This is a genomic window from [Clostridium] aminophilum DSM 10710 (assembly GCF_000711825.1).
Classification (GTDB): domain Bacteria; phylum Bacillota; class Clostridia; order Lachnospirales; family Lachnospiraceae; genus Clostridium_R; species Clostridium_R aminophilum.
In genome coordinates this window covers 71,549-87,089 of the sequence record NZ_JONJ01000002.1, presented here as the reverse complement: position 1 = coordinate 87,089, position 15,541 = coordinate 71,549, and the positions used below count along the sequence as shown (strand labels likewise).

Below are 15,541 nucleotides of genomic sequence, written 5' to 3'. Positions count from 1 at the left end.
TTACAGAAATACCGGCAGAATCATATTCAGAAACAATGCTGCCAGATACCATACTTTCTGAATCACCAGAGCGTCAAGATACGCGAGCGGACCATTTGCCACGCCGGTAAATACAATGAGCAGCAGAATCACCGGCATCGCCTGTGAAAAGCGGCTGTAAAGCTTCCGGACCGGCGGAATCAGTCCTCCGAGAATATGGTGACCGTCCAGCGGCGGAATCGGAATCAGATTGAATACAAAAAGTCCCACATTGATGAAGGCCGAATACTGTGAAAAAGTCCCGATCATATATCCCGCTTCCGTTCCCTGCAGAAAGATCAGACTCAGCGTGTAGACCACCAGCGACAGAAAGGACAGGATCAGATTCGTCAGCGGACCCGCGGCGGCAACCAGCATCGATCCAATCCTCGGATTTTTGTAATACCGCGGGTTGATCATGACCGGCTTAGCCCATCCGAAATGAAACAGGATCAGACAGAGCGTTCCCTTCCACTCAAAATGTCGAAGGGGATTCAGACTCAGCCTTCCGTCATACCTCGGTGTCGGATCCCCCAGCGCGTAGGACGTCGCGGCATGTGCAAATTCATGCAGCGTAATGCCGAGGATCGTACCCGGTATCGCGTAAACGATCGACTGTATCTCATGTGTCAGATTCATCCGTTGTTCCCCTCTCCCGTTGTATTCCGCATTTTCTCTCCGCCATACTCATTCGCTTTTCAAACTGCGGATAAAAACTCTCTTCCGCTCGGTACGGAACCTCAAAAAACAGTTTCAGAATATATTCCGCCAGCTTCATCTGTTCCGGCACGGAAAACGACAGCATTTTCTGCTCCATTGTCCGGACAAACCAATGCCAGCGAATGTGGTAGGCGTCATTTTCCGGAAGGTGATCGATGTCGATCCACTTTTTCAGTTTTACCTTCGTGAGATCCTTCTTCTGACAGGCGTCCCGCATCAAGATATAGGAAAACCCGCCGTTTTCCGTCTCACCGTATTTCCGTCCCAGCGGGTAGAGACGGCAGAGTCCGGTGCGGAACGGATGGATGCTGCAGCGGCCTTCCTCATTCAGAAAGGTGCAGGTTTCTTCCTTTCCCGCCATCTTCAGATTCGGCAGAATCAGTCCGTTCTGAATGTGTTTTTCAAGGTGATCCCGAAAGATCGCTTTGGTATCTTCCCCGAGCGCCCGCTCGAGATTCCACATATCATAGGGATCCAGAATGATGGATGTTCCCATCCCGCGGCAGCAGGCGCTGCAGCCTTCACAGTCGCCGCAGCCGACGCGCACCATATCGTGGATGCCGTATTGCTTTCCGTCCGTCACGTCTTCAAGACGAAATTCATTGCTCATATTGATTACTCCTGATTCAGCCGCAATCGATGACCGATCTGCGGCCCTTGCTGTTAAAATCTGCGGAATTGTTCATCCAAACGCGCTCAACGCTTCGATGCTCAGCGTACTCAGCGCCCTCCGCTTCCGGAAAGAATGTGAACCGCCTCCCGGTAATCTCTCTGCGCCTCCGGAAAACGCACCGCAATGCAGTAACTGTGGCACATTCCCGGGGCTGTCCGGATGTGAAGCCGGTCCGGGATTGCCTCAAAATCATTGACCCACGTTTTCTTCTTGGCACTCAGGATCTCATCCCCGCCATACCAGATGTAGGTTTCCGGAAAATCGGTCGTATCCAGCCGGTCTCCGCTCAGCATAAAGCGCGGCACATCCGGTCGTCCCGCGCAGAGAACATCCCGCATCATATAGACATAATCCGCCTCCATCATGATATCCTTCCGCTCGAGAAGTTTCATCTGCCTCCACTCGGTTCCGTCGGACGGAACCGCAGCCGGAGAGACCAGAAGAAGCATGGACGGCATCGGCAGACGCACCTTGCGCCGGCCTTCGATAAAGGCGCTGTTGTTATATCCGAGCGTACTGATCGCCACCATTGCGCCCAGAGAGTATCCGTAGAACGCGATATCTTCCGGCCGGTATTCTTCCAGCATCTGGCGGTAGGTTTCCAGCACCATCTCAACCGAATCGAGAATGCTGTAATCGGGCATCGTCGGATAACACGGATACCAGACATCCCGGGAACTCTGCTTTCCGAGATCACGGGCAAACCGGACGGACTCCTTCTGCGCTCCCCGCGGGAGATTAACCCCGGCGACATAGAGAAGCGAGCGGCGATGTTTCATTTTTCCGGTGAGGTTCATGCGAAGACAGGAAAAAATTTCCTGCCGGCGTTCCTCACCGCACCTCGACCGGATCCGTACTTTGGAACAGAGAAAGGTCTCATCGCTTGGAATATCGGTACACCAGCCGCCAAAGCTCCGCTCCGGATCCCGGGCCATTTTTCGCAGACGGTCCGCGGCTTCCTTCCGGTTTTCTTTACCCGCCGTCATCTGGTGCAGGGCACAGAATAGTGTATAGCGAATTCCCATAGTCGATCTGTCCTTCCTGTTGTCTTTTCCGTTGTTTTTTCTGTTGTTGTTTTTCCCCTTGTCTTTTCGGTGGCCCGCTTAATACCGTCTCATCGAATTCCTGCGAAGACGATTGCGTTTTCTTCGGAGATTTTTGTCTTCCCGCGGGCTGGCGGAAACCGTCTCTTCCTCTTCACCTGCCTTCGGTGTGCGGTACGGTTTGATCAGATACCGCCCCGATCCGATGCAGACAACACCGAAGATCGCATAATAGACCACATAATTCCACGGTGTCGGAAGAATCGAGTAAATCTGAATCGAAAACAGCAGCGAAATCACCGTCAGATTCAGCATCAGATATGCAGCGAGGGCGATTCTCTTCGCTCTCGCCGGTTCTTCATTTTTTCGAAGGCGATACATACAGTACGCTGTGATGACAGCGCCGATCGCCGGCAGTGCAAAACGCATCATGGTATTTCTCCTGACTTTCTTTTATTTCTTTTCCCGGGGAAGCTGTTCCCCGGCCGGTATGTTACAGTCTAACATGAACCGTGAGGAAACCGCAACTTTCGCCACCGGATCACGGCAGCTGCCCGGCTTCCACAGCCGGGCGCTTTAAACCTCAGTCTCCACCGGCATATCTCCGTTACCGGAATCCGATCCCGGCACCACTCACGCCACCGGGCGCTTTAAACCTCAGTCTCCCCAGGCGTATCTCAGATGCCGGAATCCGATTCCGGCCCGTCCATGGCCTTCACGCAATACCGCAGTTTTGTGGAATGCGCACGGGGATTGCGGAAGCACTCCTCTCTGCCCGGACGGATGACCTCCTCCGAGATCTCCGAGTAAATTCCTCTCTTTTTTCCTTCTCGAAAAGCCTTCTTGACCAGCCGGTCCTCGCCGGAGTGGAAGGTGAGAATCGCGGCTCTTCCGCCGGCCGCGAGTACATCCGGGAGTTTATCCAGAAATGTATAGATCACTTCAAACTCGCTGTTGACATCGATGCGAAGCGCCTGAAAGGTTCGCGCGCAGGACTTCCTGACGGTATCCTCGTACTCCTCTTTCGGAAGTTTCTTCGAGGATACTTTTTTCAGTGCCGCCGCCACAATCTCTGCAAGATCCGTGGTCTCGCGGATATCTCCGCCCTTCCGGTATGTGTTTGTGATCTCTTTTGCGATCTCTTCCGCAAACGGCTCATCCGAGTTTTCGATCAGCATTCCCGCGATCTCATCCTCCGTCAGTTCACGCAGACGGTCTGCCGCCGGGACGCCGCTTGTCGGATCCAGACGCATATCCAGCGGGCCCTTTGTCTTATAGGAAAATCCTCTCGACGGATCATCAATCTGCATGGAACTTACACCAAGGTCCGCGAGAAGAAAGTCGAAACCTCCTTCCGGCCGGATCTGATCGACATCACGGAAATTCAACCGGTGAATTGTAAGAATCTCCTCTCCGAAACCGGCGTCCGCAAGGCGCTTCTTTGTCTTTTCCGATTCAATCGGGTCCACGTCGGTCGCATCCATGTGGCCCTGTCCTTCCAGACACTCCAGCATTTTCCTCGTGTGACCGCCGTAGCCGAGGGTACAGTCGCACCCCCGCATTCCGGGCCGGATCTTCAGGACATCCAGAATCTCATCCACCATGATCGGAATATGCATTCCGGCCGGCGTGTTGCCCTTGGAAATGACATGTTCAATCTGATCCGCATATTTTTCCGGGTTGTGTTCTTTGTATTTTTCATTGAAATGACGCGGATATTTGCCGCTGTAATGAACTCTTCTCTTATGTTCTTCTGCCATCGGTGTGATCTCCTCATTGATCGTCAGGGTATTTCGTTCACGATTTTCATTCTCTCATTCTTCTGCGGGCATTCTTCCGGCGCGCTCATCGCACGCACAGCTTCCTTCGAATGACGCCAAAATGCCTGCAGGCGTCCGGAATCCCAGCCTTCGTTCCGAACACCCGCAGGCAATATTATACATGATCAGAGGGAAACGGTAAAATAAATCCTTCCGTCCCGGTATGCGACCGAAATATTTCCGCCAAACAGTTTCGCCAGTTCCTGCGCCATGGAAAGCCCGATGCCATATCCCTGCTTTTCACTGCTGTGAGAAGTGTCTGCCCGGTAAAATCGCTCAAAAAAGCGGCTGTAGTCCGTATGCGCACCGTCGGCATACGGATTTGACACTTCCAGAACCGCTCCTTTTTTCCTCTTTGTCCGGGAAAGCCGGAGCAGAATGTCGCCTCCGTCATCGCAGTATTTCACCGCATTGTCCAAAAGAATGCTGATCAGCTCCCGAAGTGTTTTTTCCTCCGCCATCACGGTGACATCCGGCGCTATTTCCGACAGCAGCTTCTTTTCTTCTTTCGCCGCGAGCGGGCCAAAGGCCGCAACCGCGTCCGCCGCTGCGCCGGAAAAATCCACTTCCGTCAGGACGATATCCTGCTGCTCACCGACCTTTGCAAGAGTGATCAGATCACCGACCAGTCCCGACAGACGTTTTATCTGCGCGTGGATACTGTCCGTCCACTCCGATTTTCCGTTCATCATCTCAATCACCTCCGTATTGGCGGAGATAATCGCAAGCGGGGTCTTCAGCTCATGCCCTGCATTGGTGATAAACTGCCGCTGGTTTTCCATGTTCCGGATGAACGGAGCGATCACCCGCCCGGACAGAAGTGTCAGGATTAAAACATAGAGTACGGTACAGAGAATGCCGAACGCAAGAGATGACGACTGAAAAATCCGAAGGGAAGAAAATGTCCGCGTACTGTCCAGAACCGCGATCAATGTCCTGCCGTCATCCGTCACAGTCTTCCGGTAGGCGTAATACGCATGGCCCCGCCGGATGATGCCGGAGTCCTTGGTTCCGGTCCGGATCAGTTCCCCGTACTCCAGCGCATTTTCTTCGCTCACGGCCGCAATGTGATCCATCCGGAGACTCTCGATGCTGCCTTCCCTGTCATAGGATACGAAGAAATATCTTGTCTGAAACGGCTGCTCCGGCTCGGCATCCAGAACCGAATTCTCGCCGAACCGGATACCGGACGGGAGGATTCCGTCATTGTCCAGGATCACATCCAGAACCGCGTGAATTTCCCTGTCAGCCCGGTACGTATTGAAAAAATTGACCGCGCCGAGCACCAGCACCAGAAGAACCACCACAGCCCAGGTTGCAAGTCCGACAAACCGGACCCGCATCCTCCGGGAAAGCGACCGCGGATTCATGATTTTTTGCGGAGGCAAAAGTTTCCGCCCTCCTCACCGCTGATCTCCACATCTGCCGAAATCGCCTGAAGTTTCTGCCGGAGATAAGACACATACATCCACACAATCCCCGGATCTGCCGCCGGTTCGTCTCCCCATACCCGGCGAAAAATATCCGCCGTAGACAGGTTTTTATCGGGATTCTGCAGAAGAAACTCCATGAGTTTTGACTCCTTTCCCGCCAGGCGAACCGAACTTTTTCCGGTCAGTTCCTGTTCGGCCATGTCCAGGGAAATGCAGCCGAACGTCAGCGTTTTTGGCGCAAACGTGCTGTTTCTTCTTGTCATGGACCGGAGCCGTGCGAGCAGTTCCCCCATCGCAAACGGTTTCGTCAGATAATCGTCCGCACCGGCATCAAGCCCGGTAATCCGGTCCCGGATCTCGGTCTTGGCCGTCAGCATGATGACCGGTGTGACATCACCGGCGGCACGGATCTCCCGGAGTGCCTCGATCCCGTCCTTTTTCGGCATCATGATATCGAAGATCATGCCGTCATAGGCTTCCTCCGCCGCTTTCTTTACCGCCGCCTCCCCGTCAGAGACCGCATCCACTTCATATCCGGAATGTTCCAGAATCGCCGTCAGCGCTCTGGCCATCTCCTTTTCGTCCTCCGCAAGCAGAAGTTTCATCGTTTCTCCTCCAGACCGTCATCATTTTCCCGGATGAGACTGCGGATCGTCTGCATCGACAGATCACAGCCGGCCAGTTCGTCCGCACAGCGCTTGAGTTCCGCCGTGATCATCCCCGAATTTGTGATACTCTTCTTATATTTCATCTGATGTTCCAGACTTGCCCAGGAGTCCATGGCGATGGTCCGCAGCTGGATCTCGGCATAGTAGACGCCCGGCAGATTTCCTTCCGGATCCGGAAACGGCTCCTCCATTCGAATGATCATGTGATAACTCCGATAACCGTTTGGTTTCACATTCGTGATATAGTCTTTTTCTTCCACCACCGTCCAGCCGGGGATCCTCCGGATATGCCGGACATTGACATAAATGTCCTCGATAAACCCGCAGATGATCCGGACCCCGACGGCATCGTGAATCAACCGGAGCGCACTCTCCGGAGTCGCGGGAAGTCCCTTTCGGATACATTTTTCCCGCATACTCTCCTCGCTTTTTATCCGGGAACTCAGATGCTCTATGATCTTCGATCCGCCCGTTCTTTTTTCTTCCGCGTCATATTGTTCAATTTTTGTCCTCAGATCGCTCTCGACAAGCGGAAGAAACTCACCACACTCTCCGTATATACTTGTCCCGCTTTCCATCGCTGTCCTCCGTTCCTTCAAAGGATTCGCCCGCAGCTTCATTTCTGCGGACATACAAACCGCCGGAAGCGGTGGGTTCCGCTCTTTTCGCGGTTCCGATTTCCGCCTCCGGCAGTTTTGATACAGCGTAAGGATAACAGGAAAATGTGAACTTCCGGTGTTGACTTCATAAAGAAAATCAAAACAATAAAGAAATGTTTGCGATCGATCACGTCCGCAAACGGATTTCCGCGCGCTCCCGATGGTCATCTCACTTCAGAAAAAGAGTAAAAGCGGTCAGAATCACGAGAAAAATCACATTGATCCCGGTGAAGAGCGCAAAATAGCGTCCGGTCTCAGCGTCCGGCTCCGCCGCGTACAGCTTATAGGTGATCAGGCTTGCCATCGACGCGATCAGCGTTCCGAGACCGCCGAGATTGGTGCCGATGAGAAGACTCGTGCCATCTGCGGTAAATCCGGACAGGAGAAGCGCTGCCGGAACATTGCTGATGATCTGACTTGCGAGAATCGCGCAGATCAGCTCCCGCCCCTGCATCACGCCGGAAAGCCATGCCGAGAAAGACGGCACCTTTCCGATATTGCCGATAAAGACAAAGAAAAAGACAAAGGTGAGAAGAAGTGAATAATCCACGGTCCGGAAGAGCGAGCGGTCGGAAAAAAGAACCGACAGCGTGATCACCGCAAACATCACCGGCGTGGAAACCACATGAAGAACCGAGAGGACCGCAAAGGCAAAAAGCGCTGCGTAGAGCGCGATTCTCCGGTGATCCATCGGAGCCGCGGCATCTTCCTTCCAGTTGTTTTTTCGGGAAGAAGCCGGCATTTTCTCCGGCACAGGCGGGTTCTGTTCTTTCTCCCGCTTCGCCATTCCGACTGTTGCGGCAAAGATCAGTACAAACGATGCGGCGGCATAGGGAAACATTGTGGTCAGGAAATCCCCAATTGAAAAGCCGTATGCGGAATACAGATACAGATTCTGGGGATTGCCGAAGGGTGTCAGCATACTGCCAAGGTTTGCCGCCACCGTCTCCATCACCAGCGTGCGAATGAGACTTCCCGCCGTCGCCTTCATTTTCCTCCATACGAGAAGCGTGAACGGGACCACCGTGACCAGCGTCACATCATTTGTGAGAAGCATGGCCAGAAAGAAACAGAGTATTTCCAGGGAAAGCTCTGTCCCGAGTTCGGTGCGGCAGACTCCGAGGAGTTTTCCGCACAGCCAGTCAAAAGCCCCGGCCGCCCGAAGCCCCGCCGAGACCGTCATCAGACAAAATAAAAGAGCGAGAACGCTCCAGTTGATATAACCCATATATTCCGCAGACGGCGGAATCACAAAACAGGACGCAAAAGCCAGGAGGCCGGCGATCAGCGTCACGGCCTCCTTCCTGCAAAATTCAATAAAATGCTCCATAAAACCTCTGTTCCATCAAATCGTAACCTTTTGGCAGGATGGCTCCCTTCACAGACCAAGCTCAGCCGCCGCTTTCTCCGCCTCGTCGAGAATCCTCTCGAATTTCCGGAGCGCGCTCTCGATCGGCGCCGCCGTTCTCAGATCCACGCCGCCGTGGGCAAGCTCATCCAGCGGATATTTGCTTCCTCCCATGGAGAGGAACTCCAGATACGGTTTCGATGCCGCCTCGCCCGATGTCAGAATCGCCTCGGAGATCGCAATCGCGGCGGAATAGCTGGTCGCATATTTATAAACATAGAACGGACGGTAGAAATGCGGGATTCTCGCCCACTCATACTGTACCTCATCGTCCATGACCAGTTCCGGTCCGAAATAATCCTCCACCAGTTTTTTGTAGACGCGGTTCAGCGACTCCGCCGTGATCCCTTCACCGCGCTCCGCCATCTCATGCGCCGCGCGCTCAAATTCCGCAAACATCGTCTGGCGGTAAACCGTTCCCTTGAATCCTTCCAGATACTGATTGAGAAGGGCGAGACGCTCCGCCGGATCCGTCGTCTTCCCCAGAAGATGCTCCACCAGAAGATTTTCATTGACCGTGGACGCCACTTCCGCCACGAACAGCGTGTAATCCGCATACTGCGCCGGCTGTGTGTGGTTCGAAAGCCAGGTATGCATGGAGTGTCCCATCTCGTGCGCCACCGTGGTCACGCTGTCGTAGTTTCCGGTAAAGCTGGTGAGGATAAACGGATTGGATCGATAGGTTCCGCTGGAAAATGCGCCGCCGCGCTTCCCCTTGTTCGGATAGACGTCGATCCAGCGATCGGCAAATGCCTTTTTCACCCGATCCGTGTAATCGGATCCCAGCGGCTTTAACGCCTCGAGAATCGTATCGCAGGCTTCCGCATAGGTCCAGGTCTTCGTGCTTCCTTTGGAAAGCGGTGTATACACATCATAGTAATGAAGCTCGTCCAGGCCGAGAATCCGCTTCCTGAGTTTTACATAGCGGTACATCGCCGGCATAAACTTCCGCACGCTCTCCGTCAGATTGTCGTATACCTCCGTCGGGATATGTTCATCCGCCATGGACATGGCACGGCTCGACTCATAATGCCGGGCCGCAGCCTCCGCTGCCGCCCCTTTCACGCAGCCGGCATAAGCCGCCGTAAAGGTATTGATGTGTCCCCTGAACCCTTTATAAAAACTGCGGAAGGCATTTTCGCGCAGCGTCCGGTCCGGCGACTGCTGCAGAAGGATGTAATTGGCCTGCGTCACTTCGTGCATTTCTCCCTTCGAGTCCGCCGCATCCTCAAAGGTCATATCCGCATCCTGAAGATTCTCGGCAATCCGCTCCGGTGCATTCAGAACTTCGCCGAAGCTTGCCAGAAGTTTTTCTTCCGCCGAGCTGAGGACGTGGGGTTTCCGTTCCAGAAGCTTTTCGAGATTGAAATGATACGGCTTTGTCTCTTCCGCTCCGGTCACTTCGCGGAGCGTCTCTTCCGGAAGAGAAAGAATCTCCGGGCTTGCAAAGCTGACCCGGCTCACCGCCGCCGTGTAACGGGACTCGGCGATGCTCATCATCTCCTGCGCTTTCGCGTCTCTCGTATCTTCCGAGAGGCGAAGCATGGCATAGGTGTAGAGATCCGCGATCTTCTGCTCCATCGCGGTCTCCGCATCCATAAACGCGCGGATCGTCGCCGCGTCGGTCAGTTTTCCGGAAAATGCCGCCGCCCGGTCAGTCAGTTCTCCGAGTTTCTCCAGATCCTCCTTCCATTCATCATCACTGTGATACAGTGTCGAGAGATCCCAGGTATATGCCGGATCCATGTCGCGGCGCTCTTTTGTTTCGATTGGTGTATTCATACGTTATCTCCTTTTTCGTCTTTCAGGTCATGATTCTGATAGCGTTTTCTCTTTCCATGTCACGATTATTATATAGGCATCGGGAGATTTTTCAAAGTTCAACATTTATCTGGAAATATCCTCGCGGAGCGTTTATGTTTCATAGGGAATTTCGGAGAAATTTCCTATGAAACATAAAAGGCAGCCCCTCCCGGAAGCTGCCGATGTGTTCCAATATTCTGTTCCTCCCGGACCGTTTAAACCGTACTCATGTAACTGCGTACCTTCTTCTCATCGTCCGTATTAGAGAAAAAAAGCCGGAAATCGCTGTTTCTCTGACCGCTTGCGAGCTTGGTCATAAACGCGAATCTGGTGAGCGTACTCTTCAGATTCAGACGGTCGCCGCTGACAGACTCAACATAAACATCATGACTGCAACTGTCGATCAGATCAGCAAAATCCTGAACACTGCTGATATCGCGGATTGAAAATTCCATCTCGTTCCCCTCCCTGAGATCAAACTTCAAGGTCTTTCGACCATTCCCCACAAATATGACAGTATCTTACCGAATAATTCCTGAAAAATCCATTTGTAAAATGTGCAATAAAAAGACATTTCGTTCGATGTATTTTGTGATTATATCTGACAAATGTTTTTTCAATACCGGAATATTGTATAAATATCTGTGCAATCAATCGCTTGTCATTATTTCTTTTCATACCTGCCGTTCCGCCATTACGATTTCAAACCGTGCATTCTGCGGTGTTCCTCAGCGATCTCGCGATAAAGCTTTTCCGCACTCCATGCGGCATTGGTCCCGGTCAAAACAGCTTTGAGATCCACTCCCGGAACGCCGAGTCTCCTCGATGCTTCCAGAAAACGGTCAACCTCATCCGAAGTCATCCCGCAGAATAACAGCATTTCCCCCCGGATTCCGTTCGGCGCGGTTCTGCCGCTTCCCGTCCTCCCTGCTTTTTCCAGCATTTCCGCGTCGAGTGTCCCGTCCGGCCCCGCTGCCATGGCGATCGTTCCAAGCGGAATCCCAATGTATTTCGAGTCTACCGGGATCAGCGGAACGCCGATTTCGCGGCAGATGTTATAAATCGATGCTGCCCGAAGGGGATTCATATTAAATACCAGGATTTTCCCGTTTGATGCCCTCATGTTTTCCTTCTTTCATTCTTCCATCCGTTTTCCGGTTCCTGTTTCCTGTTGCTTCTGCACTCGCTGCTTCCGCCTGCCCGACGGCAGTTTCCGCCGCAGCAGCCGCTTCTTCCGCCCGACGGCGGTTTCTTCCGAAGCCTCCGCCTGTGGGCATTGCTGAACACAGTATAGCACAAAACCGGGGCAAAACGGAACCGGGACGGCGATCCTTCACGACAAATGCCGGAGAATTCCGCCGCATTGTGAAGAGTGACTTCCCATGCTATAATCGGATTATCGAATTTACAGCAGTGAGGTGCAATTTCATGACAAATATCCGTTTTAACCTTCCGGAAAATGTGATCGAAGAGCTGAACGAGTACGTTCAGATGACCATGCCGGAGGGATATGCGAGCTCTCTGATCAATCTGATCAAGTACGGTCTCTATCATCTCGATCAGGCGTCCCATTACACGATCTATGTCGAGAACCCGGCTGCCGTCCTGAACAAAAAGGACGCCGATCCGCAGGAGATCTTTGACGAGATTCTGGATTCCTTCTCCGGCATTGACGGAACCAACGGTACCATCCGCTGCTGCTATCAGCCGTCCGTCGACGACATGATGCTTCTTGAGATCACCTACAGCAAAAAACTCCAGATCCAGCAGGTCATCAGCAAAATCCACACGCCGATGATCCCGCTGAGCGAACTTCACGAGGCTGAGGACAGCATTTCCCTGATGTACACGCCATCCATGACCGACCGCGGAAGCGCCATGTACGATATGATGGACCGCCTGGATTACGCGCTGGAAGCCGGCAACGGCGTGACAACGCACACTTTCTGATTACAGGTGAACAGAGACAGCGCACAAAGTCCGCAAACTCCCCGCCGGAATGGTTGGAAGTCTGCGGACTTTCTTGTTGAATATTCTGGAAAATGGAATAATCCGTCAGAGGTTGGAATAATTCTCCTTGATATGCTGGTACAGCGTGCGGACGGCCGGTGCCATGAACTGCGGGTTCAGGCAGGACAGACCGATCATTCGCTCTGCATCCGCAATCGGATAACGCTTTACTTCATAGGTGATGTCGTGCATGACCAGTTCCGGCATGATGCAGATGCCGAAGCCGTGCGCTACCATCGCGATCGTCGACAGGTCGTCCACCACATGATAATTGGACTGCGGATCGAGATTGACGGATTTCATGTAATTTGCAATATCGGCATCGGTGGATTCCCGCTGAACAACGAACTGGGATTTTGACATCTCCTCCGCCGTCATCTCCGTGCCTTCTTCTTTCTCAAAATTCGCCGGTGTGATGCACAGAAGCGGATCGCGGTAGATCGGTTCAAAGTTCAGATCACCGCTGCTCGACTGGGAGAGAAATCCGAAGTCAACCACACCGTTCTTGATCCAGTAGATCACATCATCATAGGTTCCCTGGAACACTTCAATCCGGATTGCCGGGTAAATCTCTGTAAACGAATTGATGATGTCCGGCATCCAGCTGGTGCAGGCACTGGAAAAACAGCCGATCTTTACGGTTCCCTGTTTCAGTCCCTTGAATTCGGCAACCACCTGCTTAAGGCTCTCATCGCTGTTTAAAACCGCATTGACATACGGAAGAATGTGCTCGCCGTAGTTGGTCAGTGTAACACCGGCCTTGTTACGGGTCAGAACACTGAAACCGAGCTCATTTTCCATCGAGGAAATCGCATGGCTGATGGCGGATGGAGTCAGGCCCAAAACGCTTGCCGCTTTGTGAAAGCTTCCCATCTCAGATACCGTCTTAAATACCTGATACGTCAATAAAGTCATATAATACTACCTCTTCTTTTCTGTATTCTTATACATTCCGGCAAATGACTACCCTGCTGCAGTGAAATCTTAAATATTTCCGATTTACTGTATTTTATTATCGTTTTATAATCAATCTTTGTCAACTGTCAAATGAATAAAATTATTCATACCGTTGATTCCATTTACCGCAGATATGATAATCATTACCAAAGGTGATATTATATCACATTTCTGAATTTTATGTTCGCAAAAATTAAATATTTTCATGTATTAATTTCTGCTTTCTTTCTGCAATTCCACGAAGACCTTTCCTGTATCTCCCGGGGCCGATCCTGCGTTCTCCCAAAAACATTCCCGCATGTTCCCACCGTTCATTCCATACGGATGTCCCAGACATCTTCCGCCGGAATACAGGTTCCGTCCTCCATCACCAGCGTCCGCGAATAGGGATCCGTCTTCCGGATTCTTCCCGTGCAGGTCACGTAAGTCCCGCCGTCTTTGCGAAGATCGGCCAGAAAATAGGTGATTTCCACCGTCCGCGCCTGCCCTGCCGCCTCCGGTGAGATACACGCCGCAATCTTTTTGTCCAGTTCTTCTCTTCTGCTCTCGGTGAGAATGCGCTTTCGCTCGGTGAGACGGGCTGTCTCGTCCGTCGCGTCCCCGAATCCGGTCAGGGCAGCAAACGGAATAAACTGTGCCGCCCGCTTGTTTGGAGACATACGGCGGTGATGCGCCGGACCTTTGTAGTCATATTCGATGATATCCGCATAAAGATCTTCCGCTTCGCGCATCCCGCTCCCTCCTTTCATCATAATCCGCTGTTTCGCGGCTTACGTTTTATGCCTTGTGTCCGCCGATCTGACGGCCGCGCTCGATGCCGGTAGCGCCTTCCTGAAGATCGGTTCCTTTTACCAGTGCCGTCGCTCCGAATTTCTTCCGGATCTCCAGCATGGCTTCCTGCACCTTCCGCTCCTTTTGCCGCTCAGCGGCTTCTTTCTGCTGTTCCTTCTCCCGCGCCTCATAATCCGTGAACATATCCAGCTGTTCAAACGAATTTTCCTGTTCCTCCCGGTCTTTTTCCTCGGGAATCAGCCGTCCGACCGTCAGCGTATACCGCCGCTCCAGCAGATTCGGATCCGCCAGCCCGTCGAACAGGCTGAGCATGGCTTCGGTAATCTCCTTTGTGCTGTTGGTCCTTCGCGGAAGTGTCATGGATCCGGCAGCCGGTTTCGGCGTTACCCTTCCGTAATGATCGACAACATGACATCCATCCTCCGGAAGATCAGCCGCATATCTTCGTTTGCCGTTTTTTTCCAGGGCCTCATAGCCGACATATACGCCGACCAGATCCGTGAGGAGTTTTTTATCCACCAGCTGAAGGCTCAGAGCCTCCGCCATTTCCCGGATAATGATACGGCCCTTCTCTTTCGTGTACGGGTTCTGCAGAACCTGACCGGACGAGAAACTCTTCTCCTCCGTCCGGTACCCCTTGATATCGGCCATCGTGCAGCTCTCCAGTCCCCAGGCGTGGTCGATCAGCAGTTCCGCATTGACGCCGAAAAGTTTAAACAGAAGATCCTCATTCTGAAGTGACATCCGGGCCACATCCCCCATGGTGTACATTCCGTAATGCTCCAGTTTTCGGGCGATTCCGCGGCCAACCCGCCAGAAATCGGTCAGCGGACGGTGATTCCAGAGAAGTTTCCGGTAGGATCGCTCATCGAGTTCCGCAATCCGTACCCCGTCCCGGTCCGCCGGAATATGTTTCGCCACGATATCCATCGCCGCTTTGCACAGATAGAGATTCGGGGCAATCCCGGCGGTCGCGGTAATTCCGGTTTTCGCAAGCACATCGCTGATGATCCTCCGGACCAGTTCTCTCGCCGTAAGTCCGTAAGTGCGAAGGTAATTGGTGACGTCGATGAAAACCTCGTCGACGGAATAGATGTGAATGTCTTCCGGCGCGGCATAATTCAGATAAATCCGGTAAATGTCACTGCTCACCTGCATGTAGTAGGACATCCGCGGCGGAGCCGCAATGTAGTCGGCGGCCAGCGCAGGATCCGCGTCAAGTGCTCTTGCGGAAACCGAAACACCGGTTTCTTTCACCATGCCGCGTTTTTTTTCGCGCGCCGCGTTGACCTCCTTCATCTTCTGAACAACCTCAAAAAGTCTCGCTCTCCCCGAAATACCGTACCGTTTCAGGGATGGCGAGACCGCAAGGCAGATCGTCTTCTCGGTCCGTGAGGCATCTGCCACAACCAGATTCGTATCCAGAGGATCCATCCCTCTGCTGACACACTCTGCCGACGCATAAAATGACTTGAGATCGATCGCAATGTATGTTTTGCTCATTTGTTTTCTTTTTTCTGACTCGCGCAGCACCTGG

16 protein-coding genes are annotated in these 15,541 nt (G+C 52.8%); 1 reads left to right on the top strand and 15 read right to left on the bottom strand.

Annotation, left to right across the window (positions count from 1 at the left end):
* The 12 genes from BR86_RS0102345 to BR86_RS14995 form a co-directional block, all read right to left on the bottom strand.
* Positions 1–657: a site-2 protease family protein gene (locus BR86_RS0102345; protein ID WP_031471402.1), complete on the bottom strand. Its 657-nt coding sequence runs from the start codon at positions 655–657 to the stop codon at positions 1–3.
* Complete coding sequence (locus BR86_RS0102340; RefSeq protein ID WP_051684530.1) at positions 641–1,348, bottom strand: YkgJ family cysteine cluster protein; 708 nt, start codon at positions 1,346–1,348, stop codon at positions 641–643. Before BR86_RS0102340 ends, BR86_RS0102345 begins: the two co-directional genes overlap by 17 nt.
* 110 nt (positions 1,349–1,458) lie before the next feature.
* Complete coding sequence (locus tag BR86_RS0102335; protein WP_031471400.1) at positions 1,459–2,436, bottom strand: alpha/beta hydrolase fold domain-containing protein; 978 nt, start codon at positions 2,434–2,436, stop codon at positions 1,459–1,461.
* 78 nt (positions 2,437–2,514) lie between these two features.
* Positions 2,515–2,886 (bottom strand): hypothetical protein, encoded by a 372-nt coding sequence (locus tag BR86_RS0102330; protein ID WP_143099297.1) that lies wholly within the window; start codon positions 2,884–2,886, stop codon positions 2,515–2,517.
* Positions 2,887–3,131: 245 nt separating this feature from the next.
* Positions 3,132–4,214, bottom strand: a complete 1,083-nt coding sequence (gene rsmH / locus BR86_RS0102320; protein WP_031471397.1) for a 16S rRNA (cytosine(1402)-N(4))-methyltransferase RsmH — start codon at positions 4,212–4,214, stop codon at positions 3,132–3,134.
* Between the two features lie 185 nt (positions 4,215–4,399).
* Positions 4,400–5,662 carry a sensor histidine kinase gene (locus tag BR86_RS0102315; RefSeq protein WP_207641161.1) on the bottom strand — a complete coding sequence of 421 codons (1,263 nt, stop codon included), beginning with the start codon at positions 5,660–5,662 and terminating at the stop codon, positions 4,400–4,402.
* Entirely contained in the window at positions 5,641–6,312 is a 672-nt protein-coding gene (locus BR86_RS0102310; RefSeq protein WP_031471395.1) for a response regulator transcription factor, read from the bottom strand. Before BR86_RS0102310 ends, BR86_RS0102315 begins: the two co-directional genes overlap by 22 nt.
* Positions 6,309–6,953 carry a GTP pyrophosphokinase gene (locus tag BR86_RS0102305; protein WP_031471394.1) on the bottom strand — a complete coding sequence of 215 codons (645 nt, stop codon included), beginning with the start codon at positions 6,951–6,953 and terminating at the stop codon, positions 6,309–6,311. Before BR86_RS0102305 ends, BR86_RS0102310 begins: the two co-directional genes overlap by 4 nt.
* Before the next feature lie 250 nt (positions 6,954–7,203).
* Complete coding sequence (locus BR86_RS0102300; RefSeq protein ID WP_031471393.1) at positions 7,204–8,364, bottom strand: SLC13 family permease; 1,161 nt, start codon at positions 8,362–8,364, stop codon at positions 7,204–7,206.
* Positions 8,365–8,412: 48 nt separating this feature from the next.
* Positions 8,413–10,224, bottom strand: a complete 1,812-nt coding sequence (gene pepF / locus BR86_RS0102295; protein ID WP_031471392.1) for an oligoendopeptidase F — start codon at positions 10,222–10,224, stop codon at positions 8,413–8,415.
* Between the two features lie 236 nt (positions 10,225–10,460).
* Positions 10,461–10,700, bottom strand: a complete 240-nt coding sequence (locus tag BR86_RS0102290; protein ID WP_031471391.1) for a hypothetical protein — start codon at positions 10,698–10,700, stop codon at positions 10,461–10,463.
* Between the two features lie 239 nt (positions 10,701–10,939).
* Complete coding sequence (locus tag BR86_RS14995) at positions 10,940–11,368, bottom strand: DUF3783 domain-containing protein (protein ID WP_051684529.1); 429 nt, start codon at positions 11,366–11,368, stop codon at positions 10,940–10,942.
* Positions 11,369–11,673: 305 nt separating this feature from the next.
* Here BR86_RS14995 and BR86_RS0102275 point away from each other — a divergent pair, with 305 nt between their 5' ends.
* A complete protein-coding gene (locus BR86_RS0102275) occupies positions 11,674–12,195 on the top strand; it encodes a hypothetical protein (protein WP_031471388.1) in 522 nt (173 codons plus the stop codon).
* Positions 12,196–12,300: 105 nt separating this feature from the next.
* On the opposite strand, the gene BR86_RS0102270 is transcribed toward BR86_RS0102275, so the two are convergent.
* From BR86_RS0102270 to BR86_RS0102250, 3 genes are all read right to left on the bottom strand, one after another.
* Positions 12,301–13,170, bottom strand: coding sequence for a LysR family transcriptional regulator (locus BR86_RS0102270; RefSeq protein ID WP_031471387.1), 870 nt, complete (start codon positions 13,168–13,170; stop codon positions 12,301–12,303).
* 353 nt (positions 13,171–13,523) lie between these two features.
* Positions 13,524–13,943 (bottom strand): hypothetical protein, encoded by a 420-nt coding sequence (locus tag BR86_RS0102255; RefSeq protein ID WP_031471386.1) that lies wholly within the window; start codon positions 13,941–13,943, stop codon positions 13,524–13,526.
* 46 nt (positions 13,944–13,989) lie between these two features.
* A complete protein-coding gene (locus BR86_RS0102250; RefSeq protein WP_031471385.1) occupies positions 13,990–15,507 on the bottom strand; it encodes a Y-family DNA polymerase in 1,518 nt (505 codons plus the stop codon).
* Positions 15,508–15,541: the final 34 nt, after the last annotated feature.

Bases quoted from the DNA above. Each gene is read 5' to 3' on its own strand.
- BR86_RS0102250 (WP_031471385.1), bottom strand. From the start codon at position 15,507: ATGAGCAAAACATACATTGCGATCGATCTCAAGTCATTTTATGCGTCG.
- BR86_RS0102255 (WP_031471386.1), bottom strand. From the start codon at position 13,943: ATGCGCGAAGCGGAAGATCTTTATGCGGATATCATCGAATATGACTAC.
- BR86_RS0102310 (WP_031471395.1), bottom strand. From the start codon at position 6,312: ATGAAACTTCTGCTTGCGGAGGACGAAAAGGAGATGGCCAGAGCGCTG.
- BR86_RS0102275 (WP_031471388.1), top strand. From the start codon at position 11,674: ATGACAAATATCCGTTTTAACCTTCCGGAAAATGTGATCGAAGAGCTG.
- BR86_RS0102290 (WP_031471391.1), bottom strand. From the start codon at position 10,700: ATGGAATTTTCAATCCGCGATATCAGCAGTGTTCAGGATTTTGCTGAT.
- BR86_RS0102305 (WP_031471394.1), bottom strand. From the start codon at position 6,953: ATGGAAAGCGGGACAAGTATATACGGAGAGTGTGGTGAGTTTCTTCCG.
- BR86_RS0102345 (WP_031471402.1), bottom strand. From the start codon at position 657: ATGAATCTGACACATGAGATACAGTCGATCGTTTACGCGATACCGGGT.
- BR86_RS0102335 (WP_031471400.1), bottom strand. From the start codon at position 2,436: ATGGGAATTCGCTATACACTATTCTGTGCCCTGCACCAGATGACGGCG.
- BR86_RS0102270 (WP_031471387.1), bottom strand. From the start codon at position 13,170: ATGACTTTATTGACGTATCAGGTATTTAAGACGGTATCTGAGATGGGA.
- BR86_RS0102340 (WP_051684530.1), bottom strand. From the start codon at position 1,348: ATGAGCAATGAATTTCGTCTTGAAGACGTGACGGACGGAAAGCAATAC.
- BR86_RS0102330 (WP_143099297.1), bottom strand. From the start codon at position 2,886: ATGATGCGTTTTGCACTGCCGGCGATCGGCGCTGTCATCACAGCGTAC.
- pepF (WP_031471392.1), bottom strand. From the start codon at position 10,224: ATGAATACACCAATCGAAACAAAAGAGCGCCGCGACATGGATCCGGCA.
- BR86_RS14995 (WP_051684529.1), bottom strand. From the start codon at position 11,368: ATGAGGGCATCAAACGGGAAAATCCTGGTATTTAATATGAATCCCCTT.
- rsmH (WP_031471397.1), bottom strand. From the start codon at position 4,214: ATGGCAGAAGAACATAAGAGAAGAGTTCATTACAGCGGCAAATATCCG.
- BR86_RS0102300 (WP_031471393.1), bottom strand. From the start codon at position 8,364: ATGGAGCATTTTATTGAATTTTGCAGGAAGGAGGCCGTGACGCTGATC.